A 23,718-nucleotide genomic window follows, 5' to 3' on the forward strand; every position below is an offset into this window, starting at 1 on the left:
GAGCGTTGGAACCACCTGATCCCATCCCGAACTCAGTAGTGAAACGACGCATCGCCGATGGTAGTGTGGGGTTTCCCCATGTGAGAGTAGGTCATTGTCAAGCTTCTACACCAAACCCCCGATCCTCTTACGAGGATCGGGGGTTTGTCTTTTATGGGTGCGGAAAAAGATCGATGGACTTGAGGGGTATCGATATCATGTCTGCCGCTTGCTGGAGGGCTTATGAATAGCTTGCTACGGTTACTCAGTGACGGTCATTTTCATTCTGGCGAAGAGCTAGGAGCTGCTCTCGGTGTAAGTCGGAGTGCTGTGTGGAAATACCTACAGCGACTCGAGAGTGACTTCGGACTTGAGCTATTCAAAGTGCCAGGTAAAGGGTATCGCTTAGCAGAGCCCCTTTCGCTATTAAATTACGAAGACAGCTCCGCTGTCTTAGCTCGCCTTGGCTGGGATCTCTACCTGCGAGAGACGATCGACTCTACCAACGCTGAGGCGTTGAGGTTGCTACAGTCAGGCGTGCTGGCGCCATTTGTGGTGTTGGCTGAGGGCCAGACTGAAGGGCGTGGGCGTAGGGGGCGGGAGTGGGCGAGTCCTCCTGCACAGAATGTGTATTACACCTTAGCGCTGAAGGTTTCAAACGGCATCCAGGGGCTGTCTGGATTGAGTTTAGTTGTTGGTTTGGCTGTTCTCGATGCGCTTCGCCGCTCCGGTGTTGAGGGCGTTGGGCTTAAATGGCCGAACGATGTATATGCGGACGATCGGAAAATAGCGGGCATTTTGATTGAGCTGAATGGCGATCCGGCAGACTTGTGTCATGTGATTATCGGGATTGGGGTGAATGTTAACATGGGGCCGAACGCCCTAAGCATCGGCCAGCCTTGGACGACCATGCGGGAGCAGACGGGGCGTTTGGCGAGTCGCGCCGATTTGACGCATTTTCTCAGTGAATCCTTATATCGCTATATAGGCCGACACTCCCGCGAGGGATTCTCTTCGTTGCGGGAAGAATGGGAGGCAAACAATATCTGGCACGGCAGGAGCTGTGTCTTGAGTACGGGCGCCCAGCAGATTAAGGGGCTGATGACTGGTATAGACGAACAGGGGGCTCTGTGTCTCTGGATTGAAGGGCGGGGGGAGCTGCGCTTTAGTGGCGGAGAGTTAAGCTTGAGGCTCGACCATGATTCTTGAGCTCGATTGTGGCAATAGCCTCATTAAATGGCGCGTCATCGCAGATGCCGACGGGTTGTTGCTAGTGAGTGGTGTCGCAGGGCAGGCGATGGAGCTGGTTCGGGAATTGCTCAGTCAGCGTCTAGGGAAAATCACTCGTTGCCGCTTGGTTAGTGTAAGGGGGGATGTGGAGACCAATGCATTGGTAGCAGAGCTAGAGGGCGCGCTGGGCGTCGGAGTGCAGAGGGTTTGTCCGGCAAAGCACATCGCTGGGGTTGTTAATGGCTATCGCGAGCAGAACCGTTTGGGCTTAGACCGCTGGTTAGCTATCATCGCTGCCTATGATATGTGCCGTGGGCCCTGTTTGGTTATCGATCTGGGCACTGCTGTCACTGTGGACTTGGTTGCCTTTGATGGGAGGCATCTGGGCGGTTATATTGCCCCGGGAATTGCGCTTCTGCGCGGGCAGCTACTCGCTCACACTCGCCGCATCCAGTACGAGCCTGCGGAATCATCCATTGCGTTCGATGATATTACCCCTGGCAGAAGCACGGCCGAGGGCGTCGAGCGAGGTTGTTTGATCATGTTGCGAAGCTATGTCGCCAGCCAGATTGGCTTCGCCGGAAATCAATTAGGTCAAGACTTCACCATCTATGTTACTGGCGGGGATGCAGCGCTGGTTGCAGATTTCCCTGGGGTGAGATGCGTGCCGGATCTGGTTTTCAGCGGGCTTGCGTTAGCGTGCCCCTAAAGAGGTATCCATGCGCTGGCTTTTGATATTGCTGGTAGTGCTAAATCTTCTGTTTTACCTTTATAACGTCAATCAACGGCCTTTTAGCGTTGAAAACGAGGTGGCCGTGCCTCATGCTCCTTCGTTAGAGTCTGACATACAGCTGCTGAGCGAAACCAAGCCATTGGCGCTTCGTAATCCCTCGAATGATGAGGGATCCGGCTGTCTATTTCTCGGCGGCTTCGACCAGGAGTCGATTGTGCTAGCCATCGAGCAGCGACTGCTGAGCCTGGATATCGACTCTAGCGTCAAGTCCATGGATGAAGCTGCGGGTATCGACTATTGGGTGTATCTACCACCGCTTGTATCTCGGCAGGCGTCACTACGTCAGCTGAAAGAACTGCAGTCTCGTAATATTGACAGCTACATAATCACCGTAGGTGATCTGTCTAACGGGATTTCTCTAGGTATATTCTCTCGCAAGGACTCTGCTGAAAGCGTGGTCAGTCGTCTGCAGGCTATTGATTATGCTGCATCGATCCGCGAGCTGCCTAGAACCCATAGGCGTTACTGGGTTCAAGTGGCGGGGGCGCAACAGCATCTCCTAAGCGATTCGTTGCTTAGCGACCTCAGAAGAGATTTCCCCGAACTTGAGCATCAACAAATGCCCTGTTCAAGCATTGCAAACTCGGAATAGTTCTCATAGAATGGCGCCCGCTCTGCAGTGCGGTGTACAAAGCTGACTGCGAGCTGGCTGTCGAAATAGCTAACCTCAGGATTTTATTGGGAAAACGCTTGACAGCTTGGGGGTTGGCATTGAAAATGCCGCCTCGTTTTGGAGGGGTTCCCGAGCGGCCAAAGGGATCAGACTGTAAATCTGACGTCATCGACTTCGAAGGTTCGAATCCTTCCCCCTCCACCAGTTTTAGCGTCAGCTCCGGCTAGCGCGGGTATAGTTTAGTGGTAGAACCTCAGCCTTCCAAGCTGATGATGCGGGTTCGATTCCCGCTACCCGCTCCATGTTTGTGCGGCGCAATACGATACGCTCATGTAGCTCAGCTGGTAGAGCACACCCTTGGTAAGGGTGAGGTCAGCGGTTCAAATCCGCTCATGAGCTCCAATATCAAAGGCAGATATGTGAATATCTGCCTTTGTTTTAATGGTGGCGTGACTAGCTCAATTCAACGATGGGAGACGGTCTCGATGGCTAAAGAAAAATTCGAACGTAACAAACCGCACCTGAACGTCGGTACCATTGGTCACGTCGACCATGGCAAGACCACGCTCACCGCAGCGCTGACCAAGGTCTGTGCTGAGACTTGGGGCGGCTCTGCGCGTGACTTCTCGCAGATCGACAACGCGCCGGAAGAGAAGGCTCGTGGCATCACCATCAACACCTCCCACGTTGAATATGATTCCTCGATTCGCCACTACGCCCACGTTGACTGCCCGGGTCACGCTGACTATGTGAAGAACATGATCACCGGTGCTGCGCAGATGGACGGCGCGATCCTGGTTTGCTCCGCTGCTGACGGCCCGATGCCGCAGACTCGCGAGCACATCCTGCTGTCCCGCCAGGTTGGTGTTCCTTACATCGTGGTCTTCCTGAACAAGGCAGACATGGTGGATGACGCCGAGCTGCTGGAACTGGTTGAGATGGAAGTGCGTGACCTGCTGTCGACCTACGACTTCCCAGGTGACGACACGCCGATCATCATCGGCTCCGCACTAATGGCGTTGAACGGTCAGGACGACAACGAGATGGGCGTATCGGCCGTGCGTAAGCTGGTCGAGACACTGGATAGCTACATTCCGGAGCCTGAGCGCGCCATCGACAAGCCGTTCCTGATGCCGATCGAAGACGTGTTCTCGATCTCCGGTCGCGGTACCGTTGTGACGGGTCGTGTTGAGCGCGGCATCGTCAAGGTTCAGGAAGAAATCGAGATCGTGGGTATCCGCGATACGACCAAAACTACCTGCACTGGCGTCGAAATGTTCCGCAAGCTGCTCGACGAAGGTCGTGCTGGTGAGAACGTTGGCGTGCTGTTGCGTGGCACCAAGCGTGATGATGTCGAGCGTGGTCAGGTTCTGGCCAAGCCGGGCACCATCAAGCCGCACACCAAGTTCGAAGGCGAAGTCTACGTACTGAGCAAGGAAGAAGGCGGTCGCCACACTCCGTTCTTCAAAGGCTACCGTCCGCAGTTCTACTTCCGTACCACTGACGTGACCGGTAACTGCGAACTGCCGGAAGGCGTCGAGATGGTAATGCCGGGCGACAACATCAAGATGGTTGTCACCTTGATCGCTCCGATCGCCATGGAAGATGGTCTGCGCTTCGCGATTCGCGAAGGTGGCCGTACCGTTGGTGCCGGCGTGGTTGCTAAGATCATCGAATAATCGATTGATCTGATCAATTCGGGCCGGCATAATAGTCGGCCTGACTCTTGTTAGGCCAGTAGCTCAATTGGCAGAGCGGCGGTCTCCAAAACCGCAGGTTGGGGGTTCGATTCCCTCCTGGCCTGCCAAATTCAATATCGAATTTGGCGGTATTTACAGGGTTCTAGCAGATGAATGTCAAAGCAGAAGCCAAAGACTCGCGCTTCGATCTGGTGAAGTGGCTTGTTGTGGCTGCTTTGGTGGTCGTGGCTGTGGTCGGTAATCAGTATTATGCCGCCGAGCCCATTCTGTACAGGGTTCTTGCGTTACTCGTTTTCGCTGTCGTTGCTGCTTTTGTGGCATTTCAGACGTCTAAAGGTCGTTCCTTTTTTGTTCTTCTGAAAGAGGCGAGAGTCGAGATTCGAAAAGTCGTTTGGCCGACCCGTCAAGAAACCACTCAGACCACGCTTATTGTTGTTGCGGTCGTGCTGGTAATGGCGCTGCTGTTGTGGGGTCTCGATTCCCTACTCGGTTGGCTGGTTTCCATGATTGTAGGTTAAGGGTGTCCCGTGGCTAAGCGTTGGTACGTCGTTCATGCTTACTCGGGTTACGAGAAGCATGTCATGCGCTCGTTGATTGAGCGTATCAAGCTTGCCGGCATGGAAGATCATTTCGGCGAGATTCTGGTTCCCACTGAAGAAGTGGTCGAGATGCGTAATGGGCAGAAGCGCAAGAGTGAGCGCAAATTCTTCCCCGGTTACGTGCTTGTCCAGATGGATATGGCTGAAGGTGCCTGGCACCTGGTCAAAGACACGCCGCGCGTGATGGGTTTCATTGGCGGTACTGCTGACAAGCCTGCGCCAATCACTGATAAAGAGGCGGAGGCTATCCTGCGTCGCGTAGCTGATGGTAGTGACAAGCCTAAGCCGAAGACGTTGTTCGAGCCGGGCGAAGTCGTGCGCGTAGCTGACGGTCCGTTTGCTGATTTCAATGGCGTGGTCGAAGAAGTCAACTACGAAAAGAGCCGTATCCAAGTTGCTGTGCTGATTTTTGGTCGTTCAACGCCAGTAGAATTGGAGTTCAGTCAGGTCGAAAAGGTCTAGCTGAAAAAACATCCCACACCCCGCAGCTGATGGCTGCGGGGTTTTGTCGTCACTGGGATATTCAAGTGAAAAGGGGAGCCGCAAGGCGCTAGCACCCAGAACGGAGTAGTTATGGCTAAGAAGATTCAAGCTTATATCAAGCTTCAGGTAAAGGCCGGTCAGGCCAACCCGTCGCCGCCAGTCGGCCCTGCACTGGGTCAGCATGGTGTCAATATCATGGAGTTCTGCAAGGCTTTCAACGCCCGTACGCAGGGGCAGGAGCCAGGGCTGCCAACGCCGGTAATCATTACCGTTTATAGCGATCGCAGCTTCACTTTCGAGACCAAGAGTACGCCGGCTGCCGTGCTGCTGAAGAAGGCCGCAGGTATCACCAGTGGGTCGGCTCGCCCTAATACCCAGAAGGTCGGCACTGTTACCCGTGCACAGCTGGAAGAGATCGCGAAGACCAAGGATGCCGATTTGACCGCTGCTGATCTTGATGCAGCTGTACGCACCATCGCCGGCTCCGCCCGTAGCATGGGCCTGAACGTGGAGGGTGTGTAATGGCTAAGTTGACCAAGCGCCAGAAGGCTTTCGCCGAAAAAATCGAAGCCGGCAAGCAGTATTCGTTCGAAGATGCCGCTACGTTATTAGCGCAGTTGTCGGCGGTAAAATTCACTGAGTCCTTTGATATCGCCATCAACCTAGGTGTCGATCCTCGCAAATCCGATCAGGTTGTGCGTGGCGCTACCGTTCTTCCGAATGGTACTGGCAAGTCGGTGCGCGTTGCTGTGTTCACGCAGGGTCCCGGTGCTGAGGCTGCTCTCGCTGCCGGTGCTGATCGCGTCGGAATGGACGAGCTGGCTGCGGAAATGAAAGGCGGCGACCTGAACTATGATGTCGTTATCGCTTCCCCTGATGCAATGCGCGTCGTAGGGCAATTGGGTCAGATTCTGGGTCCTCGCGGCCTGATGCCTAACCCGAAGGTCGGTACAGTGACGCCGGATGTTGCGACTGCTGTCAAGAACGCCAAGGCCGGTCAGGTACGCTTCCGTACTGACAAGAACGGTATCATTCATACGTCGGTCGGCAAGGTTGGTTTCGAAGCCGTTCAGCTGAAGCAGAACGTCGAAGCCCTGCTGTCGGACCTCAAACGTCTGAAGCCGTCGACTTCCAAGGGTATCTATGTCAAGCGCGTGACCCTGAGCACTACTATGGGTCCTGGTTTGATCATCGATCAGGCGTCTCTCGAAGCCTAAGAGTTTCTAGCACCCTGCTTGGCAGGGTGCGACATATTGGGGTCCCTGCCTGGCGGGGGCTATCCAAGACCGTAGGCGGCGCAAGCCTTAAACCGTGAAGCTTTGCTTTTTCAAGCCTACGCAGAGGTGCTCCCGATTCGTACCGAATCAGACACCAAAACCCGCCCGGTTTTGACTGGGCGAACCGGTAACATCCAGGAGTAAAAACCCGTGGCAATCAAACTCGAAGACAAGAAAGCCATCGTCGCTGAAGTCAACGAGGCTGCCAAAGCTGCCCTCTCCGCTGTCGTGGCTGATGCCCGTGGCGTGACCGTGGGAGCCATGACCGGACTCCGTAAAGAGGCCCGCGAAGCTGGCGTATACGTGCGTGTCGTGCGTAATACCCTGCTGCGCCGCGCTGTTGAAGGCACTCAGTATGATGTGCTCAACGACGTGTTCAAAGGCCCGACCCTTATCGCTTTCTCCAACGAACATCCGGGCGCTGCTGCTCGTATCTTCAAGGAGTTTGCCAAGGGCCAGGACAAGTTCGAGATCAAGGCTGCCGCATTTGAAGGTCAGTTCATTGCAGCCAACCAGATCGACGCTTTGGCAACCCTGCCGACCTATGACGAGGCAATTTCGCAGCTGATGAGCGTGATTCAGGGCGCTACCAGCAAGCTGGCTCGTACATTGGCGGCCGTTCGCGACCAGAAAGAAGCTGCCGCGGCCTAACGCGCGCAAAGTTTTTTTCGATTTTCTTTTGAATTAGATGGCCGCAGGCCGTCAACCATATACAGGAATTTAGAGTCATGGCTCTGACCAACGAAGACATCATCAACGCCGTTTCCGAAATGTCCGTGATGCAGGTTGTTGAACTGATCAAGGCAATGGAGGAGAAGTTCGGCGTTACTGCTGCAGCTGCTACCGTCGCTGCTGCCGGTCCTGCTGCAGCCGCTGCTGAAGAGCAGACCGAGTTCAACGTCATGCTGCTTGAAGCGGGCGAAAAGAAAGTAAACGTGATCAAGGCTGTTCGCGAACTGACCGGTCTGGGCCTGAAAGAAGCCAAGGCAGTCGTTGATGGCGCCCCAGGCATGGTCAAGGAAGGCGTGTCCAAGGACGAAGCCGAAGCTGCCAAGAAAGCCCTGGAAGAAGCAGGCGCCAAAGTCGAGCTCAAGTAAGCGCGACCTTGCGTCTACAGCCGAAGCAACTCGCGTAAGGCTGATGGCTGGTGGCTTTTGCCACCGGCCTTTTTCCGTTATAGCTGCCTGTTGAACATCGGGCAGTTCGGACGGAAACAACCGCTCCGGTGGGCGGTGCGAATCACTGGATTCGCAAGATTTTCTGGCTGCTCCCGTCGGGAGAGGCCAAACAAGCAGGTGACCAAGCTGGGGAACGCTGATGGCTTACTCATACACTGAGAAAAAACGAATCCGCAAGGACTTTAGCAAGTTACCGCACGTAATGGACGTGCCGTATCTTTTGGCCATCCAGCTGGATTCGTACCGCGAATTCCTGCAGGCGGGAGCGACCAAGGATCAATTCCGCGATATTGGCTTGCATGCAGCCTTCAAATCCGTTTTTCCGATAATCAGCTATTCCGGCAATGCGGCGCTGGAGTACGTCGGCTATCGCCTGGGCGACCCGGCTTTTGACGTCAAGGAATGCGTGTTGCGCGGCGTGACCTTCGCCGTGCCGCTGCGGGTAAAAGTCCGTCTGATCATCTTTGATAAGGAATCGTCGAGCAAGGCGATCAAGGACATCAAAGAGCAGGAAGTCTACATGGGGGAAATCCCCCTGATGACCGAGAACGGTACCTTCATCATCAACGGTACCGAGCGCGTTATCGTGTCTCAGCTGCACCGCTCGCCAGGCGTTTTCTTCGATCACGATCGGGGCAAGACTCACAGCTCGGGCAAGCTGCTGTACTCCGCTCGTATCATTCCGTATCGCGGTTCATGGTTGGATTTCGAGTTCGATCCGAAAGACGCTGTGTTCGTGCGTATCGACCGTCGCCGCAAGCTGCCGGCTTCGGTGCTTCTGCGTGCGTTGAATTACGGCACCGAAGAAATCCTGGATGCGTTCTATGACACCAACGTATTCCACGTTAAGGGTGAAGCGCTGAGTCTGGAGTTGGTTCCGCAGCGTCTGCGCGGCGAAATCGCTTCGTTCGACATCACTGACGAGAACGGCAAGGTCATCGTCGAGCAAGGTCGCCGCATTACCGCGCGCCATATCAATCAGCTCGACAAGTCCGGGATCAAAGCGCTCGACATGCCGATGGACTACGTCCTGGGCCGCACCACGGCGAAGGCTATTGTGCATCCGGCGACTGGAGAGATCATTGCCGAGTGCAACACCGAGCTGACTGTCGAAGTTCTAGCCAAGTTGGTCAAAGCGCAGGTTGTGCGCTTCGAAACGTTGTATACCAACGACATCGACTGCGGCCCGTTCATCTCCGACACGCTGAAGATCGATTCGACTACCAATCAGCTTGAAGCGCTGGTCGAGATCTACCGCATGATGCGTCCTGGCGAGCCGCCAACCAAGGACGCTGCCGAGACGCTGTTCAACAATCTGTTCTTCGCGTCGGAACGCTACGATCTGTCGGCCGTAGGTCGGATGAAGTTCAATCGTCGTATCGGTCGGACCGAGATCGAAGGTTCCGGCGTACTCAGTCGCGAAGACATCGTTGCGGTACTGAAGACTCTTGTCGATATTCGTAACGGCAAAGGCGTCGTCGACGATATCGACCACCTCGGTAACCGTCGTGTCCGTTGTGTCGGCGAGATGGCCGAGAACCAGTTCCGTGTCGGTCTTGTACGCGTTGAGCGTGCGGTCAAGGAACGTCTGTCGATGGCCGAGAGCGAAGGCCTGATGCCGCAGGATCTGATCAACGCCAAGCCGGTTGCAGCGGCGGTGAAGGAATTCTTCGGCTCCAGTCAGCTATCGCAGTTCATGGACCAGAACAACCCTCTCTCGGAGATTACGCACAAGCGCCGCGTCTCCGCGCTCGGTCCGGGCGGTCTGACCCGTGAGCGTGCAGGCTTCGAAGTCCGTGACGTACACCCGACCCACTACGGTCGTGTCTGCCCGATCGAGACGCCGGAAGGCCCGAACATCGGTCTCATCAACTCGCTGGCTGCCTACGCGCGCACTAATCAGTACGGCTTCCTGGAAAGCCCATACCGCGTTGTGAAGGAAGGCGAAGTCACCGACGAGATCGTGTTCCTGTCGGCGATCGAAGAGGCGGACCATGTGATCGCGCAGGCCAGTGCCAAGCTGGACGGCCGCAAGCTGGTCGACGAGCTGGTCGCTGTTCGTCATCAGAACGAATTCACGGTCAAGGCACCGGAAGACGTGACCCTGATGGACGTTTCGCCAAAGCAGGTCGTATCCGTTGCTGCTTCGTTGATTCCATTCCTCGAGCACGATGACGCCAACCGCGCGTTGATGGGCTCGAACATGCAGCGTCAGGCTGTACCTACGCTGCGTTCGGACAAGCCGTTGGTCGGCACCGGGATGGAGCGCAACGTAGCCCGTGACTCCGGCGTTTGTGTTGTTGCCCGTCGTGGTGGCGTAATCGATTCGGTCGACGCAAGTCGTGTGGTCGTGCGTGTGCATGATGCGGAAGTTGAAACCGGTGAAGCCGGTGTCGACATCTACAACCTGACCAAGTACACCCGCTCCAACCAGAACACCTGCATCAACCAGCGTCCGCTCGTGAGCAAGGGTGATGTGGTCGAGCGTGGCGACATCATGGCAGACGGTCCGTCCACTGACATGGGTGAGCTCGCACTCGGGCAGAACATGCGCGTCGCGTTCATGCCTTGGAACGGCTACAACTTCGAAGACTCCATCCTCCTGTCGGAGCGTGTGGTTCAAGAAGACCGTTTCACCACCATCCACATCCAGGAACTGACTTGCGTTTCTCGTGACACCAAGCTCGGCCCAGAAGAGATCACGGCGGACATTCCGAACGTGGGCGAAGCTGCGCTGAACAAGCTGGATGAGGCAGGCATCGTTTATGTGGGTGCTGAAGTTGGTGCGGGCGACATTCTGGTAGGCAAAGTCACGCCGAAAGGCGAAACCCAGCTGACGCCGGAAGAAAAGCTGCTCCGTGCGATCTTCGGTGAGAAGGCTTCTGACGTTAAGGACACCTCCCTGCGCGTGCCGACCGGCACCAAGGGTACCGTCATCGACGTTCAGGTCTTCATCCGTGACGGTGTAGAGCGTGACTCCCGTGCGCTGGCCATCGAGAAGATGCAGTTGGACGAGATCCGTAAGGATCTGAACGAAGAGTTCCGGATCGTCGAGGGTGCAACTTTCGAACGTCTGCGCTCCGCACTTGTTGGCGCGACTGTAGAGGGTGGTGCCGGTCTGAAGAAGGGCGCCGTCATCACTGACGAGATGCTCGATGGGCTCGAGCATGGGCAGTGGTTCAAGCTGCGCATGGCCGAAGACGCACTGAACGAGCAGTTGGAAAAGGCCCAAGCCTATATCTCCGACCGCCGTCAGCTGCTCGACGACAAGTTCGAAGACAAGAAGCGCAAGCTGCAGCAGGGCGATGACCTGGCGCCGGGCGTACTGAAGATCGTCAAGGTCTACCTTGCGATCAAGCGTCGTATCCAGCCGGGCGACAAGATGGCCGGCCGTCACGGCAACAAGGGTGTCGTCTCGGTCATCATGCCGGTCGAAGACATGCCGCACGATGCCAACGGCACGCCGGTAGACATCGTGTTGAACCCGCTGGGCGTACCGTCGCGTATGAACGTCGGTCAGATTCTCGAAACCCACCTGGGCCTTGCCGCCAAGGGTCTGGGCGAGAAGATCAACCGCATGCTGGAAGAGCAGCGCAAGGTCACGGAGCTGCGCAAGTTCCTCACTGAGATCTACAACGAGATCGGTGGGCGTCAGGAGAACCTGGAAGAGTTCAGCGACCAGGAAGTGCTAGATCTGGCGAAGAACCTGCGTGGCGGCGTGCCGATGGCGACGCCGGTCTTCGACGGTGCCAAGGAGCGTGAGATCAAAGCCATGCTGAAGCTGGCGGATCTGCCGGAGAGCGGCCAGATGCAACTGTTCGATGGCCGTACCGGTAACAAGTTCGAGCGTACGACCACGGTCGGTTACATGTACATGCTCAAGCTGAACCACTTGGTCGACGACAAGATGCACGCGCGTTCCACCGGCTCCTACAGCCTGGTTACTCAGCAGCCGCTGGGTGGTAAGGCGCAGTTCGGTGGTCAGCGTTTCGGGGAGATGGAGGTCTGGGCCCTGGAGGCGTACGGTGCCGCCTACACCCTGCAGGAAATGCTCACGGTCAAGTCGGACGACGTGAATGGGCGGACCAAGATGTACAAGAACATCGTGGACGGCGATCACCGCATGGAGCCCGGCATGCCGGAATCCTTCAACGTGTTGATCAAAGAGATCCGCTCGCTCGGTATCGACATCGATCTGGAAACCGAATAACCACGCACCGCCTAAGCGGCGCCCGGCATCAGCCGGTCGCCGCCGGTCCGTGAGGAGGAAAGGCCTTGAAAGACTTGCTGAATCTGTTGAAAAACCAGGGTCAAATCGAAGAGTTCGATGCCATCAAGATTGCATTGGCTTCGCCCGAGATGATCCGTTCCTGGTCCTTTGGCGAGGTCAAGAAGCCAGAGACGATCAACTACCGTACATTCAAGCCCGAGCGTGATGGCCTGTTCTGCGCCAAGATATTTGGCCCGGTCAAGGACTACGAGTGCCTGTGCGGTAAGTACAAGCGCCTCAAGCATCGTGGCGTTATCTGTGAGAAGTGCGGCGTGGAAGTCGCCCTGGCCAAAGTTCGTCGTGAGCGCATGGCGCACATCGAACTGGCTTCGCCGGTAGCCCACATCTGGTTCCTGAAGTCGCTGCCGAGCCGTATCGGTCTGCTGCTGGACATGACCCTGCGTGACATCGAGCGCGTGCTCTACTTCGAAAGCTACGTGGTGATCGATCCGGGCATGACCACGCTCGAGAAGGGTCAGCTGCTCAATGACGAGCAGTATTTCGAGGCGCTGGAAGAGTTCGGTGACGATTTCGATGCCCGCATGGGTGCCGAGGCCGTGCGCGAGCTGCTACACGAAATCGACCTGGAGCACGAGATCGGTCGCCTGCGCGAAGAGATTCCGCAGACCAACTCGGAAACCAAGATCAAGAAGCTGTCCAAGCGCCTGAAGCTGATGGAAGCCTTCCATGGCTCGGGCAACCTGCCGGAATGGATGGTGCTTACCGTTCTGCCGGTATTGCCGCCTGATCTGCGTCCGCTGGTTCCGCTGGATGGTGGCCGCTTCGCGACCTCGGATCTCAACGATCTGTATCGCCGGGTGATCAACCGTAACAACCGTCTTAAGCGCCTGCTCGATCTGTCGGCGCCGGACATCATCGTGCGCAACGAAAAGCGCATGCTGCAGGAAGCCGTCGACGCGCTGCTCGACAACGGTCGTCGCGGTCGCGCCATCACTGGCTCGAACAAGCGCCCATTGAAGTCCCTGGCCGACATGATCAAGGGCAAGCAGGGTCGTTTCCGTCAGAACCTGCTCGGCAAGCGCGTGGACTACTCCGGTCGTTCGGTTATCACCGTCGGCCCGACCCTGCGTCTGCACCAGTGCGGTTTGCCAAAGAAAATGGCGCTCGAACTGTTCAAGCCGTTCATCTTCGGCAAGCTGGAAATGCGTGGCATGGCGACCACCATCAAGGCCGCGAAGAAGATGGTCGAGCGCGAGCTGCCAGAAGTGTGGGACGTCCTCGCTGAGGTTATTCGCGAACATCCCGTGCTGCTGAACCGTGCTCCGACCTTGCACCGTCTAGGCATTCAGGCGTTCGAGCCGGTCCTGATCGAAGGTAAAGCCATCCAGCTGCACCCGCTGGTCTGCGCCGCGTACAACGCCGACTTCGACGGTGACCAGATGGCCGTGCACGTGCCGCTGACGCTGGAAGCTCAGCTTGAAGCGCGCGCGCTGATGATGTCGACCAACAACATCCTTTCGCCAGCCAACGGTGAGCCGATCATCGTACCGTCGCAGGACGTGGTCTTGGGTCTGTACTACATGACCCGCGAGGCTATCAATGCCAAGGGCGAAGGTCGTGTCTTCGCTGACCTGCAGGAAGTCGACCGCGTATTCCGCGCCGGCGAAGCGTCGCTGCATGCCCGCGTCAAGGTGCGCATCAATGAGACCATCAAGGATCGCGACGGCTCGATTACCAAGAACACTCGCATCGTCGACACCACTGTCGGTCGTGCGCTGTTGTTCCAGGTGGTTCCAGCCGGCCTGCCATTCGACGTAGTCAACCAGCCGATGAAGAAAAAGGCGATCTCCAAGCTGATCAACCTGTGCTACCGCACCGTTGGTCTTAAGGATACCGTCATCTTTGCCGACCAGCTGATGTACACCGGTTTTGCCTATTCGACCATTTCCGGCGTGTCGATCGGTGTGAACGACTTCGTGATTCCTGACGAGAAGGCGCGCATCATCGACGCTGCTACCGAGGAAGTGAAGGAAATCGAATCGCAGTACGCCTCCGGCCTGGTGACCCAGGGCGAGAAGTACAACAAGGTGATCGACCTTTGGTCCAAGGCCAACGATGAAGTGTCCAAGGCAATGATGGCCAACCTCTCGAAAGAGAAGGTCATCGATCGCGATGGCAACGAAGCCGAGCAGGACTCGTTCAACTCGATGTACATGATGGCTGACTCCGGTGCGCGGGGTTCCGCTGCTCAGATCCGTCAGCTGGCCGGTATGCGTGGTTTGATGGCCAAGCCAGACGGTTCGATCATCGAGACGCCAATTACCGCGAACTTCCGCGAAGGTCTGAACGTACTCCAGTACTTCATTTCCACTCACGGTGCTCGTAAGGGTCTGGCGGATACCGCTTTGAAAACCGCGAACTCCGGTTATCTGACCCGTCGTCTGGTTGACGTGGCGCAGGATCTGGTGGTTACCGAGGTCGATTGCGGCACCGAGCAGGGCCTGTTCATGACGCCGCACATCGAAGGCGGTGACGTGGTTGAGCCGCTGGGTGAGCGCGTACTGGGTCGTGTCATTGCGCGTGATGTACTCAAGCCGGGCAGCGAAGAAGTACTGGTTCCGGCCGGGACTTTGGTTGACGAGCAATGGGTTGACTTCATTGAGCTGAATAGCATCGACGAAGTTGTGGTTCGCTCGCCGATCAGCTGCGAAACCCGCTACGGCATCTGTGCTAAATGCTACGGCCGTGATCTCGCTCGCGGACACCAGGTCAACATCGGTGAGGCGGTGGGCGTTATCGCTGCGCAGTCTATTGGTGAGCCGGGTACCCAGCTGACCATGCGTACGTTCCACATCGGTGGCGCTGCCAGCCGGACCTCTGCGGTCGATAACGTAATGGTCAAGAACGGCGGTACCATTCGCCTTCACAACCTCAAGCATGTCGAGCGTGCTGACGGCGCACTGGTTGCCGTTTCGCGTTCCGGTGAGCTGGCAGTGGCGGACGACTTCGGTCGTGAGCGCGAGCGCTACAAGCTTCCGTATGGTGCGGTCATTTCCATCAAGGAAGGTGACAAGGTTGACGCGGGTGCCGTAGTCGCCAAGTGGGATCCGCACACCCACCCGATCGTTACCGAGATGAAGGGTGTCGTGACCTTCGTTGGTATGGAAGAGAACATCACCATCAAGCGACAGACCGATGAACTCACCGGTCTTACCAATATTGAAGTGATGGATCCGAAAGATCGCCCAGCGTCGGGCAAAGATATCCGTCCGGCGATCAAAATGGTCGATTCGAATGGCAAGGAGCTGTTGCTGCCGGGCACCGATGTTCCCGCTCAGTACTTCCTGCCGGCTAACGCGTTGGTCGGTGTGGCCGACGGTGCCGAGATCAATGTGGGTGACGTTATCGCACGTATCCCGCAGGAAACCTCGAAGACTCGTGACATCACCGGTGGTCTGCCACGGGTTGCCGATCTGTTCGAGGCGCGTCGTCCGAAAGAGCCGTCGATCCTGGCGGAAATCAGCGGCACGATTTCCTTCGGCAAGGAAACCAAAGGCAAGCGTCGTCTGGTGATCACGCCTACTGACGGAACCGATCCCTATGAAGAGCTGATTCCGAAATGGCGTCACCTGAACGTCTTCGAAGGCGAACAGGTAAACAAGGGCGAGGTAATCTCTGACGGTCCGAGCAACCCGCACGACATTCTGCGTCTGCTGGGCGTCAGCGCGCTGGCGAAGTACATCGTCAACGAGATCCAGGATGTTTATCGTCTGCAGGGTGTGAAGATCAACGACAAGCACATTGAAACCATTCTGCGGCAGATGCTGCGCAAGGTCGAAGTGGCCGAGTCGGGTGATTCGAGCTTCATCAAGGGCGACCAGATGGAACTCACTCATGTGCTCGAGGAAAACGAGCGTCTTGCTGCGGACGACAAGTTCGGTTCGAAGTACATCCGCGTGCTGCTGGGTATCACCAAGGCCTCGTTGTCTACCGAATCGTTCATTTCGGCAGCGTCGTTCCAGGAGACTACTCGCGTCCTCACCGAGGCGGCGGTAACTGGCAAGCGTGACTACCTGCGCGGGTTGAAGGAGAACGTGGTCGTGGGTCGCCTGATCCCGGCCGGTACCGGACTTCAGTATCACAGCGAGCGCAAGCGCAAGCGTGAAGCCGAGAAGCCGGTTCGTGTGAGTGCTGATGAAGTCGAAGCGGCGCTGACCGAGGCGCTCAATTCGAGTGGTAATTGATTGGCGGTCTGCCCCGATGTAAGTCGGGGCGCGCCTTGACGGTGGACAGGAAGCTCTTTAGACTCTTGTACCCCTAATTTGGCGGGGCTTTGTGCCCTGCCATTTTTCGTTTGTGTCGAAAGACAACAGTGGAGCTAGTAGATGGCAACGATCAACCAGCTGGTACGCCAGCCGCGCAAACGCGTCGTCGAGAAAAGCGACGTCCCTGCGCTGCAGAACTGCCCGCAACGCCGTGGTGTTTGCACTCGCGTGTACACCACCACGCCAAAGAAACCGAACTCTGCACTGCGTAAGGTATGCCGTGTTCGCCTGACCAACGGTTTTGAAGTCGCCTCGTACATCGGTGGTGAAGGTCATAACCTGCAAGAGCACAGCGTAGTGCTGATCCGCGGCGGTCGTGTAAAAGACCTTCCGGGTGTTCGCTACCACACCGTGCGCGGTTCGCTGGATACTTCCGGCGTCAAGGATCGTAAGCAGGGCCGCTCCAAGTACGGCGCCAAGCGTCCGAAGTAATCAGTATTTCTATTTATTTGAGTCGATAAGAGTAAGGTCGGGCATGACGTCTTCGTTATTGTCCCGAGCTAACCTGAAGACCGTTTGAGGGCTTATCAATGCCAAGACGTCGTGTAGCAGCCAAGCGCGAGATCCTTGACGATCCGAAATACGGAAGTCTGATCCTGGCCAAGTTCATGAACCACGTGATGGAGAGCGGTAAGAAAGCCGTCGCCGAGCGTATCGTTTATGGCGCGCTGGAGAAGGTCAAAGAACGCAAGAACACCGATCCCCTGGAAATCTTCGAAAAAGCACTCGACGCCATCGCTCCGCTGGTCGAAGTGAAGTCCCGCCGCGTAGGTGGTGCGACTTACCAGGTTCCGGTCGAGGTTCGTCCTTCTCGCCGTAATGCGCTGGCCATGCGTTGGCTGGTCGATGCTGCGCGCAAGCGTGGCGAAAAATCCATGGCCCTGCGTTTGGCGGGTGAGCTGTCGGATGCGTTTGAAGGCAAGGGCGCTGCTGTTAAGAAGCGTGAAGACGTGCATCGCATGGCTGAGGCCAACAAGGCGTTCTCGCACTACCGTTTCTAATTCTGGCAACACTCAATTTGCGAGGGCTTTATGGCTCGTAACACAGCAATTAACCGCTATCGTAACATTGGCATTTGTGCGCACGTTGATGCGGGCAAAACCACTACGACTGAGCGGATCCTGTTCTACACAGGTCTCAGCCATAAAATGGGTGAGGTGCACGACGGTGCGGCTACTACCGACTGGATGGTGCAGGAGCAGGAGCGTGGTATCACCATTACTTCAGCTGCTGTTACAACATTCTGGAAAGGTTCTGCCGGCCAGTACGACAACTACCGTGTGAACGTGATTGATACTCCCGGTCACGTTGACTTTACCATCGAAGTAGAGCGTTCGCTGCGTGTGCTCGACGGTGCTGTTGTGGTGTTCTGTGGTACTTCCGGTGTCGAACCCCAGTCGGAGACCGTATGGCGTCAAGCCAACAAGTACGGCGTTCCGCGTGTTGTTTACGTAAACAAGATGGACCGTGCGGGAGCAAACTTCCTGCGTGTTGTCGGTCAGATCAAGAATCGCTTGGGTCACACTCCAGTGCCGATTCAATTGGCTATCGGTTCGGAAGATAACTTCCAGGGTCAGGTCGATCTGATCAAGATGAAGGCTATCTACTGGAACGACGACGACAAAGGCACTACCTATCGCGAGGAAGAGATTCCTGCGGATATGCTGGAGCTCGCCGAAGAGTGGCGTTCCAACATGATTGAGGCTGCCGCCGAGTCCAGCGAAGAGCTGATGAACAAGTATTTGGAAGGCGAAGAGCTGACCATTGACGAGATCAAGGCGGGGCTGCGTGCGCGCACCCTTGCCAACGAGATCGTTCCGGCTGTCTGTGGTTCGTCCTTCAAGAACAAGGGTGTTCCGCTGGTTCTCGATGCCGTTATCGAGTTCCTGCCGGCTCCGACGGAAATCCCTGCGATCAAAGGTATTCATCCGGATATCATCGACAAGCCGAAAGAAGAGCTCGTCGATGCTGACTATGACGAGCGCCATGCAGACGATGATGAGCCGTTCTCGGCTCTAGCCTTCAAGATTGCTACCGATCCGTTCGTTGGTACCCTGACTTTCGTGCGTGTTTACTCGGGTGTCCTGAGTTCCGGCGACTCCGTGATCAATTCGGTCAAGGGTAAGAAGGAGCGCGTTGGTCGTATGGTGCAGATGCACGCCAACCAGCGTGAAGAAATCAAGGAAGTGCGTGCTGGCGATATCGCTGCTCTTATCGGCATGAAAGACGTGACCACAGGCGACACTCTGTGCAGCGCCGACAAGCCGATCATTCTTGAGCGTATGGACTTCCCGGAGCCGGTTATTTCGGTAGCGGTAGAGCCGAAAACCAAGGCTGACCAGGAAAAGATGGGTATTGCACTGGGCAAGCTTGCCCAAGAAGACCCTTCGTTCCGCGTCAAGACCGACGAGGAGACCGGCCAGACCATTATTTCCGGTATGGGCGAGTTGCACTTGGACATCCTCGTCGACCGTATGCGTCGTGAGTTCAATGTCGAAGCCAACATTGGCAAGCCGCAGGTTTCCTACCGCGAGAAGATCACGAAGAACTGCGAAGTCGAAGGCAAGTTCGTTCGCCAGTCGGGTGGTCGTGGTCAGTTCGGCCATTGCTGGATTCGCTTTGCTCCGGCTGACGAAGGTCAGGAAGGTCTGATATTCGTGAACGAAGTAGTGGGTGGTGTGGTTCCTAAGGAATACATTCCGGCCATCCAGAAGGGTATCGAGGAGCAGATGAAGAACGGTGTGGTTGCCGGCTATCCGCTCATCGGCCTGAAGGCTACCGTTTTCGATGGTTCCTACCATGACGTCGACTCCAACGAGATGGCGTTTAAGGTGGCGGCTTCCATGGCGACCAAGCAACTGGCCCAGAAGGGTGGCGGCGTTGTGCTTGAGCCGATCATGAAAGTAGAAGTGGTAACTCCTGAGGACTACATGGGCGACGTGATGGGTGACCTGAACCGTCGTCGCGGTCTGATCCAGGGGATGGAAGATACAATCTCCGGTAAGGTGATTCGTGCCGAGGTTCCGCTGGGAGAGATGTTCGGTTATGCGACCGACGTGCGCTCTATGTCCCAGGGCCGTGCGAGCTACTCCATGGAATTTTCCAAATACTCCGAGGCTCCGGCGAACATCGTCGAAGCTCTGGTTAAAAAACAAGGTTGATTCAGCCCTTTAAGTAAGAGGTTTACTGTCGTGGCTAAAGAAAAATTCGAACGTAACAAACCGCACCTGAACGTCGGTACCATTGGTCACGTCGACCATGGCAAGACCACGCTCACCGCAGCGCTGACCAAGGTCTGTGCTGAGACTTGGGGCGGCTCTGCGCGTGACTTCTCGCAGATCGACAACGCGCCGGAAGAGAAGGCTCGTGGCATCACCATCAACACCTCCCACGTTGAATATGATTCCTCGATTCGCCACTACGCCCACGTTGACTGCCCGGGTCACGCTGACTATGTGAAGAACATGATCACCGGTGCTGCGCAGATGGACGGCGCGATCCTGGTTTGCTCCGCTGCTGACGGCCCGATGCCGCAGACTCGCGAGCACATCCTGCTGTCCCGCCAGGTTGGTGTTCCTTACATCGTGGTCTTCCTGAACAAGGCAGACATGGTGGATGACGCCGAGCTGCTGGAACTGGTTGAGATGGAAGTGCGTGACCTGCTGTCGACCTACGACTTCCCAGGTGACGACACGCCGATCATCATCGGCTCCGCACTAATGGCGTTGAACGGTCAGGACGACAACGAGATGGGCGTATCGGCCGTGCGTAAGCTGGTCGAGACACTGGATAGCTACATTCCGGAGCCTGAGCGCGCCATCGACAAGCCGTTCCTGATGCCGATCGAAGACGTGTTCTCGATCTCCGGTCGCGGTACCGTTGTGACGGGTCGTGTTGAGCGCGGCATCGTCAAGGTTCAGGAAGAAATCGAGATCGTGGGTATCCGCGATACGACCAAAACTACCTGCACTGGCGTTGAAATGTTCCGCAAGCTGCTCGACGAAGGTCGTGCTGGTGAGAACGTTGGTGTGCTGTTGCGTGGCACCAAGCGTGATGATGTCGAGCGTGGTCAGGTTCTGGCCAAGCCGGGCACCATCAAGCCGCACACCAAGTTCGAAGGCGAAGTCTACGTACTGAGCAAGGAAGAAGGCGGTCGCCACACTCCGTTCTTCAAAGGCTACCGTCCGCAGTTCTACTTCCGCACCACTGACGTGACCGGTAACTGCGAACTGCCGGAAGGCGTCGAGATGGTAATGCCGGGCGACAACATCAAGATGGTTGTCACCCTGATCGCTCCGATCGCCATGGAAGATGGTCTGCGCTTCGCGATTCGCGAAGGTGGCCGTACCGTTGGTGCCGGCGTGGTTGCCAAGATCATCGAATAATCGTTCGGTGTCGGAAAGGGCCCTTCGGGGCCCTTTTTCTATTGCTGATCATTTATTGACACCCTCTGGACGCCTCCGTACAATTGCGCCTCCTTTTACCGGGCGTATTGCGTTTGGTAGGGATGGCTAATTGGAGTCTGAGGTCAAAATGCAAAATCAACAAATCCGTATTCGGTTGAAGGCTTTTGACCATCGCCTGATCGATCAATCAACCCAGGAAATCGTGGAAACCGCGAAACGTACTGGTGCTCAGGTGCGTGGTCCGATTCCACTGCCGACCCGCAAAGAGCGGTTCACCGTTCTGGTTTCTCCGCACGTCAACAAGGACGCGCGCGACCAGTACGAGATCCGTACTCATAAGCGTGTGCTGGACATTGTTCAGCCAACCGACAAAACCGTCGATGCGCTGATGAAGCTTGATCTTGCGGCTGGCGTGGAAGTGCAGATCAGCCTCGGCTAAAACCTGGAGTTTTAGTCGTGTAACGCTCTGAAATGGGCGGCCATAGCGGGTGAAAGCCCCGTACACTCAAGAGGTTACAACATGACTATTGGTGTAGTCGGTCGTAAATGCGGCATGACCCGCGTTTTCACCGAAGATGGTGTCTCTATTCCGGTTACGGTCATTGAGATCGAGCCGAATCGCGTCACTCAGTTCAAGAATGAAGAAAGCGATGGCTATCGCGCCGTGCAGGTTACTGTCGGTGAGCGCCGCGCATCCCGTGTTACCAAGGCTCAGGCTGGTCACTTCGCCAAGGCGAATGTAGCGGCCGGTCGTGGTGTCTGGGAATTCCGCCTCGATGGCGAGGAGTTCCAGGTCGGTGACCAGATCAAGGCCGAGATCTTCCAGGCTGGACAGATGGTGGATGTCACCGGTCAGTCCAAGGGTAAAGGCTTTGCCGGTACCATCAAGCGCTGGAATTTCCGTGGTCAGGACAATACTCACGGTAACTCCGTATCCCACCGCGTCCCGGGCTCAATTGGCCAATGCCAGACTCCAGGCCGTGTTTTCAAGGGCAAGAAGATGTCTGGGCACATGGGCGCCGAGCGCGTAACCGTGCAGTCCCTGGAAATCGTGCGTGTCGATGCCGAGCGTAACCTGCTGTTGGTCAAGGGTGCAGTGCCCGGCGCCACGGGTGGTGACGTTGTCGTGCGTCCGGCCGCCAAGGCTCGCGGGTAAGGGGGAGTTCACATGCAATTGAATGTAAATGGCGCACAGGCCATCGAAGTCTCCGAGCAAACCTTTGGTGGTGAGTTCAACGAGACGCTGGTGCACCAGGCTGTCGTCGCCTATATGGCCGGCGGTCGTCAGGGCAGCAAGCAGCAGAAGACTCGCTCCGATGTCTCGGGTGGCGGTAAGCGTCCCTGGCGTCAAAAAGGTACTGGCCGCGCTCGAGCGGGTACCTCGCGTGGTCCGATCTGGCGTGGCGGTGGCGTAACCTTCGCTGCTCGTCCGCAGAACCATGAGCAGAAGCTCAACAAGAAGATGTACCGCGCAGCGCTGCGTTCCATTCTTTCCGAGCTGGTTCGTTCCGAACGTATGGTCGTCGTTGAAGATTTCATCGTCGACAGCCCCAAGACCAAGCTGCTTGCTAACAAGCTGACTGGTATGGGTCTGAGCGACGTACTGATCGTTTCCGATGCTGTCGATCAGAACCTGTATCTGGCGGCCCGCAACCTGCCGCACGTCGATGTTCGTGACGTCCAGGGTTCTGATCCCGTCAGCCTGATCGCCTATGACAAGGTGTTGATCACCGTGTCGGCTGTGAAGAAATTCGAGGAGCTGCTGGGATGAACCAGGAACGCGTATTCAAAGTCCTGCTTGGTCCGCACGTCTCCGAGAAGGCAACCATGTTGGCTGACAGCAAGAGTCAGTTCGTTTTCAAGGTTGCTACTGATGCAACCAAGCTGGAAATCAAGAAGGCCGTCGAAAGCCTGTTCAACGTGAAGGTCGCCAAGGTCAGTACCCTGAATGTTCAGGGTAAGACCAAGCGCACCGCTCGCGGTCTGGGCAAGCGTAACGACTGGAAGAAGGCGTACATCGCCCTTCAGCCGGGCCAGGATCTCGATTTCTCCGGCAACGCTGAGTAAGGAAGGGGTGCATCATGGCAATCGTTAAATGCAAACCGACTTCCGCGGGCCGCCGTTTCGTGGTCAAGGTAGTCAATCAGGAGCTGCACAAAGGCGCTCCTTATGCTCCGCTGCTCGAGAAGAAGTCGAAGTCTGGTGGTCGTAACAACAACGGCCGTATCACCACGCGTCACATCGGTGGTGGTCATAAGCAGCATTATCGTCTGGTCGATTTTCGTCGCAACAAGGATGGCATTCCAGCCGTCGTTGAGCGCGTTGAATACGACCCGAACCGTACTGCACACATCGCGCTGCTGAAGTACGCGGACGGGGAGCGTCGCTACATCATTGCACCCAAGGGTGTAACTGCTGGCGATCAGCTGCTCTCTGGCGTCAATGCGCCAATCAAGGCTGGTAACAGCCTGCCGCTGCGTAACATTCCGCTGGGTTCGACCGTTCACGGTGTTGAGCTCAAGCCGGGTAAAGGTGCTCAGATTGCGCGTTCGGCTGGTGCTTCGGCTCAGCTGGTTGCTCGTGAAGGTGCCTATGTGACTCTGCGTCTTCGCTCCGGCGAGATGCGCAAGGTGCTGGCGGAATGCCGTGCGACCCTGGGTGAAGTCTCGAACTCCGAGCATAGCCTGCGTTCGCTGGGTAAAGCCGGTGCCAAGCGCTGGCGCGGTGTTCGCCCGACCGTTCGCGGTGTGGCAATGAACCCGGTCGATCACCCCCACGGTGGTGGTGAGGGTCGTACCTCCGGTGGTCGTCATCCGGTGTCGCCATGGGGCTTCCCAACCAAGGGCGCGAAGACTCGCTCTAACAAGCGCACCGATAACATGATCGTCCGTCGTCGCAAGTAAC

At 56.6% G+C, this 23,718-nt stretch carries 21 protein-coding genes, 4 tRNA genes and 1 rRNA gene; all 26 read left to right on the forward strand.

From position 1 onward, the window contains the following. Positions 1–103 (forward strand): 5S ribosomal RNA (rrf, locus tag BUE09_RS10940); the annotation flags it as partial. A 119-nt stretch (positions 104–222) separates the two neighbouring features. After that, a complete protein-coding gene (gene birA, locus BUE09_RS10945) occupies positions 223–1,188 on the forward strand; it encodes a bifunctional biotin--[acetyl-CoA-carboxylase] ligase/biotin operon repressor BirA (RefSeq protein ID WP_073301043.1) in 966 nt (321 codons plus the stop codon). Continuing rightward, entirely contained in the window at positions 1,178–1,918 is a 741-nt protein-coding gene (locus BUE09_RS10950) for a type III pantothenate kinase (protein ID WP_073301044.1), read from the forward strand. The genes birA and BUE09_RS10950 overlap by 11 nt, the downstream gene beginning before the upstream one ends. A gap of 10 nt (positions 1,919–1,928) precedes the next feature. Next, complete coding sequence (locus BUE09_RS10955) at positions 1,929–2,594, forward strand: SPOR domain-containing protein (RefSeq protein ID WP_073301045.1); 666 nt, start codon at positions 1,929–1,931, stop codon at positions 2,592–2,594. 140 nt (positions 2,595–2,734) lie between these two features. Beyond that, positions 2,735–2,819: transfer RNA gene (locus tag BUE09_RS10960), tRNA-Tyr, on the forward strand. A gap of 24 nt (positions 2,820–2,843) precedes the next feature. Then, positions 2,844–2,917, forward strand: a tRNA-Gly gene (locus tag BUE09_RS10965). Between the two features lie 24 nt (positions 2,918–2,941). Continuing rightward, a tRNA-Thr gene (locus BUE09_RS10970) sits at positions 2,942–3,017 on the forward strand. Between the two features lie 83 nt (positions 3,018–3,100). Next, complete coding sequence (gene tuf / locus BUE09_RS10975) at positions 3,101–4,294, forward strand: elongation factor Tu (RefSeq protein ID WP_073301046.1); 1,194 nt, start codon at positions 3,101–3,103, stop codon at positions 4,292–4,294. Between the two features lie 52 nt (positions 4,295–4,346). Next, positions 4,347–4,422: transfer RNA gene (locus BUE09_RS10980), tRNA-Trp, on the forward strand. A 42-nt stretch (positions 4,423–4,464) separates the two neighbouring features. Further along, positions 4,465–4,833, forward strand: a complete 369-nt coding sequence (secE, locus tag BUE09_RS10985; protein ID WP_019342059.1) for a preprotein translocase subunit SecE — start codon at positions 4,465–4,467, stop codon at positions 4,831–4,833. A gap of 9 nt (positions 4,834–4,842) precedes the next feature. Then, on the forward strand, positions 4,843–5,376 hold the full coding sequence (gene nusG / locus BUE09_RS10990) for a transcription termination/antitermination protein NusG (RefSeq protein ID WP_019342058.1): 534 nt from the start codon (positions 4,843–4,845) through the stop codon (positions 5,374–5,376). A gap of 111 nt (positions 5,377–5,487) precedes the next feature. Next, positions 5,488–5,919 carry a 50S ribosomal protein L11 gene (rplK, locus tag BUE09_RS10995; RefSeq protein WP_073301047.1) on the forward strand — a complete coding sequence of 144 codons (432 nt, stop codon included), beginning with the start codon at positions 5,488–5,490 and terminating at the stop codon, positions 5,917–5,919. Continuing rightward, positions 5,919–6,614 carry a 50S ribosomal protein L1 gene (gene rplA, locus BUE09_RS11000; RefSeq protein ID WP_073301048.1) on the forward strand — a complete coding sequence of 232 codons (696 nt, stop codon included), beginning with the start codon at positions 5,919–5,921 and terminating at the stop codon, positions 6,612–6,614. The genes rplK and rplA overlap by 1 nt, the downstream gene beginning before the upstream one ends. Before the next feature lie 210 nt (positions 6,615–6,824). Beyond that, positions 6,825–7,325 carry a 50S ribosomal protein L10 gene (rplJ, locus tag BUE09_RS11005; protein ID WP_045430607.1) on the forward strand — a complete coding sequence of 167 codons (501 nt, stop codon included), beginning with the start codon at positions 6,825–6,827 and terminating at the stop codon, positions 7,323–7,325. A 77-nt stretch (positions 7,326–7,402) separates the two neighbouring features. Further along, the gene (gene rplL / locus BUE09_RS11010; RefSeq protein ID WP_073301049.1) at positions 7,403–7,771 is read left to right on the forward strand and encodes a 50S ribosomal protein L7/L12; all 369 of its coding nucleotides are present in this window, start codon (positions 7,403–7,405) and stop codon (positions 7,769–7,771) included. Between the two features lie 220 nt (positions 7,772–7,991). Next, positions 7,992–12,062, forward strand: a complete 4,071-nt coding sequence (gene rpoB / locus BUE09_RS11015) for a DNA-directed RNA polymerase subunit beta (RefSeq protein WP_073301050.1) — start codon at positions 7,992–7,994, stop codon at positions 12,060–12,062. A gap of 65 nt (positions 12,063–12,127) precedes the next feature. Beyond that, positions 12,128–16,327 carry a DNA-directed RNA polymerase subunit beta' gene (gene rpoC, locus BUE09_RS11020; RefSeq protein ID WP_073301051.1) on the forward strand — a complete coding sequence of 1,400 codons (4,200 nt, stop codon included), beginning with the start codon at positions 12,128–12,130 and terminating at the stop codon, positions 16,325–16,327. Positions 16,328–16,468: 141 nt separating this feature from the next. Further along, positions 16,469–16,840: a 30S ribosomal protein S12 gene (rpsL, locus tag BUE09_RS11025; RefSeq protein WP_003291416.1), complete on the forward strand. Its 372-nt coding sequence runs from the start codon at positions 16,469–16,471 to the stop codon at positions 16,838–16,840. A gap of 98 nt (positions 16,841–16,938) precedes the next feature. Then, complete coding sequence (gene rpsG, locus BUE09_RS11030) at positions 16,939–17,409, forward strand: 30S ribosomal protein S7 (protein ID WP_019342051.1); 471 nt, start codon at positions 16,939–16,941, stop codon at positions 17,407–17,409. Positions 17,410–17,439: 30 nt separating this feature from the next. Further along, positions 17,440–19,569 carry an elongation factor G gene (gene fusA, locus BUE09_RS11035; RefSeq protein WP_073301052.1) on the forward strand — a complete coding sequence of 710 codons (2,130 nt, stop codon included), beginning with the start codon at positions 17,440–17,442 and terminating at the stop codon, positions 19,567–19,569. A gap of 30 nt (positions 19,570–19,599) precedes the next feature. Beyond that, positions 19,600–20,793 (forward strand): elongation factor Tu, encoded by a 1,194-nt coding sequence (tuf, locus tag BUE09_RS11040; RefSeq protein WP_073301046.1) that lies wholly within the window; start codon positions 19,600–19,602, stop codon positions 20,791–20,793. Between the two features lie 148 nt (positions 20,794–20,941). Next, a complete protein-coding gene (rpsJ, locus tag BUE09_RS11045; RefSeq protein ID WP_003186070.1) occupies positions 20,942–21,253 on the forward strand; it encodes a 30S ribosomal protein S10 in 312 nt (103 codons plus the stop codon). A gap of 81 nt (positions 21,254–21,334) precedes the next feature. Next, the gene (rplC, locus tag BUE09_RS11050; protein ID WP_045430590.1) at positions 21,335–21,970 is read left to right on the forward strand and encodes a 50S ribosomal protein L3; all 636 of its coding nucleotides are present in this window, start codon (positions 21,335–21,337) and stop codon (positions 21,968–21,970) included. A gap of 12 nt (positions 21,971–21,982) precedes the next feature. Then, complete coding sequence (gene rplD / locus BUE09_RS11055; RefSeq protein WP_073301053.1) at positions 21,983–22,585, forward strand: 50S ribosomal protein L4; 603 nt, start codon at positions 21,983–21,985, stop codon at positions 22,583–22,585. Next, a complete protein-coding gene (gene rplW, locus BUE09_RS11060) occupies positions 22,582–22,881 on the forward strand; it encodes a 50S ribosomal protein L23 (RefSeq protein ID WP_021209378.1) in 300 nt (99 codons plus the stop codon). The genes rplD and rplW overlap by 4 nt, the downstream gene beginning before the upstream one ends. 14 nt (positions 22,882–22,895) lie before the next feature. Further along, positions 22,896–23,717, forward strand: coding sequence for a 50S ribosomal protein L2 (gene rplB, locus BUE09_RS11065; protein ID WP_045430586.1), 822 nt, complete (start codon positions 22,896–22,898; stop codon positions 23,715–23,717). Position 23,718: the final 1 nt, after the last annotated feature.

The sequence above is a fragment of the Stutzerimonas xanthomarina DSM 18231 genome (genome assembly GCF_900129835.1).
Lineage (GTDB): Bacteria > Pseudomonadota > Gammaproteobacteria > Pseudomonadales > Pseudomonadaceae > Stutzerimonas > Stutzerimonas xanthomarina.

Coding starts and splice junctions, on each gene's coding strand:
- BUE09_RS10955 (WP_073301045.1), top strand. CDS start 1,929: ATGCGCTGGCTTTTGATATTGCTGGTAGTGCTAAATCTTCTGTTTTAC.
- birA (WP_073301043.1), top strand. CDS start 223: ATGAATAGCTTGCTACGGTTACTCAGTGACGGTCATTTTCATTCTGGC.
- rpoB (WP_073301050.1), top strand. CDS start 7,992: ATGGCTTACTCATACACTGAGAAAAAACGAATCCGCAAGGACTTTAGC.
- rplW (WP_021209378.1), top strand. CDS start 22,582: ATGAACCAGGAACGCGTATTCAAAGTCCTGCTTGGTCCGCACGTCTCC.
- rplA (WP_073301048.1), top strand. CDS start 5,919: ATGGCTAAGTTGACCAAGCGCCAGAAGGCTTTCGCCGAAAAAATCGAA.
- secE (WP_019342059.1), top strand. CDS start 4,465: ATGAATGTCAAAGCAGAAGCCAAAGACTCGCGCTTCGATCTGGTGAAG.
- rplB (WP_045430586.1), top strand. CDS start 22,896: ATGGCAATCGTTAAATGCAAACCGACTTCCGCGGGCCGCCGTTTCGTG.
- rplD (WP_073301053.1), top strand. CDS start 21,983: ATGCAATTGAATGTAAATGGCGCACAGGCCATCGAAGTCTCCGAGCAA.
- fusA (WP_073301052.1), top strand. CDS start 17,440: ATGGCTCGTAACACAGCAATTAACCGCTATCGTAACATTGGCATTTGT.
- tuf (WP_073301046.1), top strand. CDS start 3,101: ATGGCTAAAGAAAAATTCGAACGTAACAAACCGCACCTGAACGTCGGT.
- rplC (WP_045430590.1), top strand. CDS start 21,335: ATGACTATTGGTGTAGTCGGTCGTAAATGCGGCATGACCCGCGTTTTC.
- rplL (WP_073301049.1), top strand. CDS start 7,403: ATGGCTCTGACCAACGAAGACATCATCAACGCCGTTTCCGAAATGTCC.
- BUE09_RS10950 (WP_073301044.1), top strand. CDS start 1,178: ATGATTCTTGAGCTCGATTGTGGCAATAGCCTCATTAAATGGCGCGTC.
- rpsJ (WP_003186070.1), top strand. CDS start 20,942: ATGCAAAATCAACAAATCCGTATTCGGTTGAAGGCTTTTGACCATCGC.
- rpsL (WP_003291416.1), top strand. CDS start 16,469: ATGGCAACGATCAACCAGCTGGTACGCCAGCCGCGCAAACGCGTCGTC.
- rpsG (WP_019342051.1), top strand. CDS start 16,939: ATGCCAAGACGTCGTGTAGCAGCCAAGCGCGAGATCCTTGACGATCCG.
- rplK (WP_073301047.1), top strand. CDS start 5,488: ATGGCTAAGAAGATTCAAGCTTATATCAAGCTTCAGGTAAAGGCCGGT.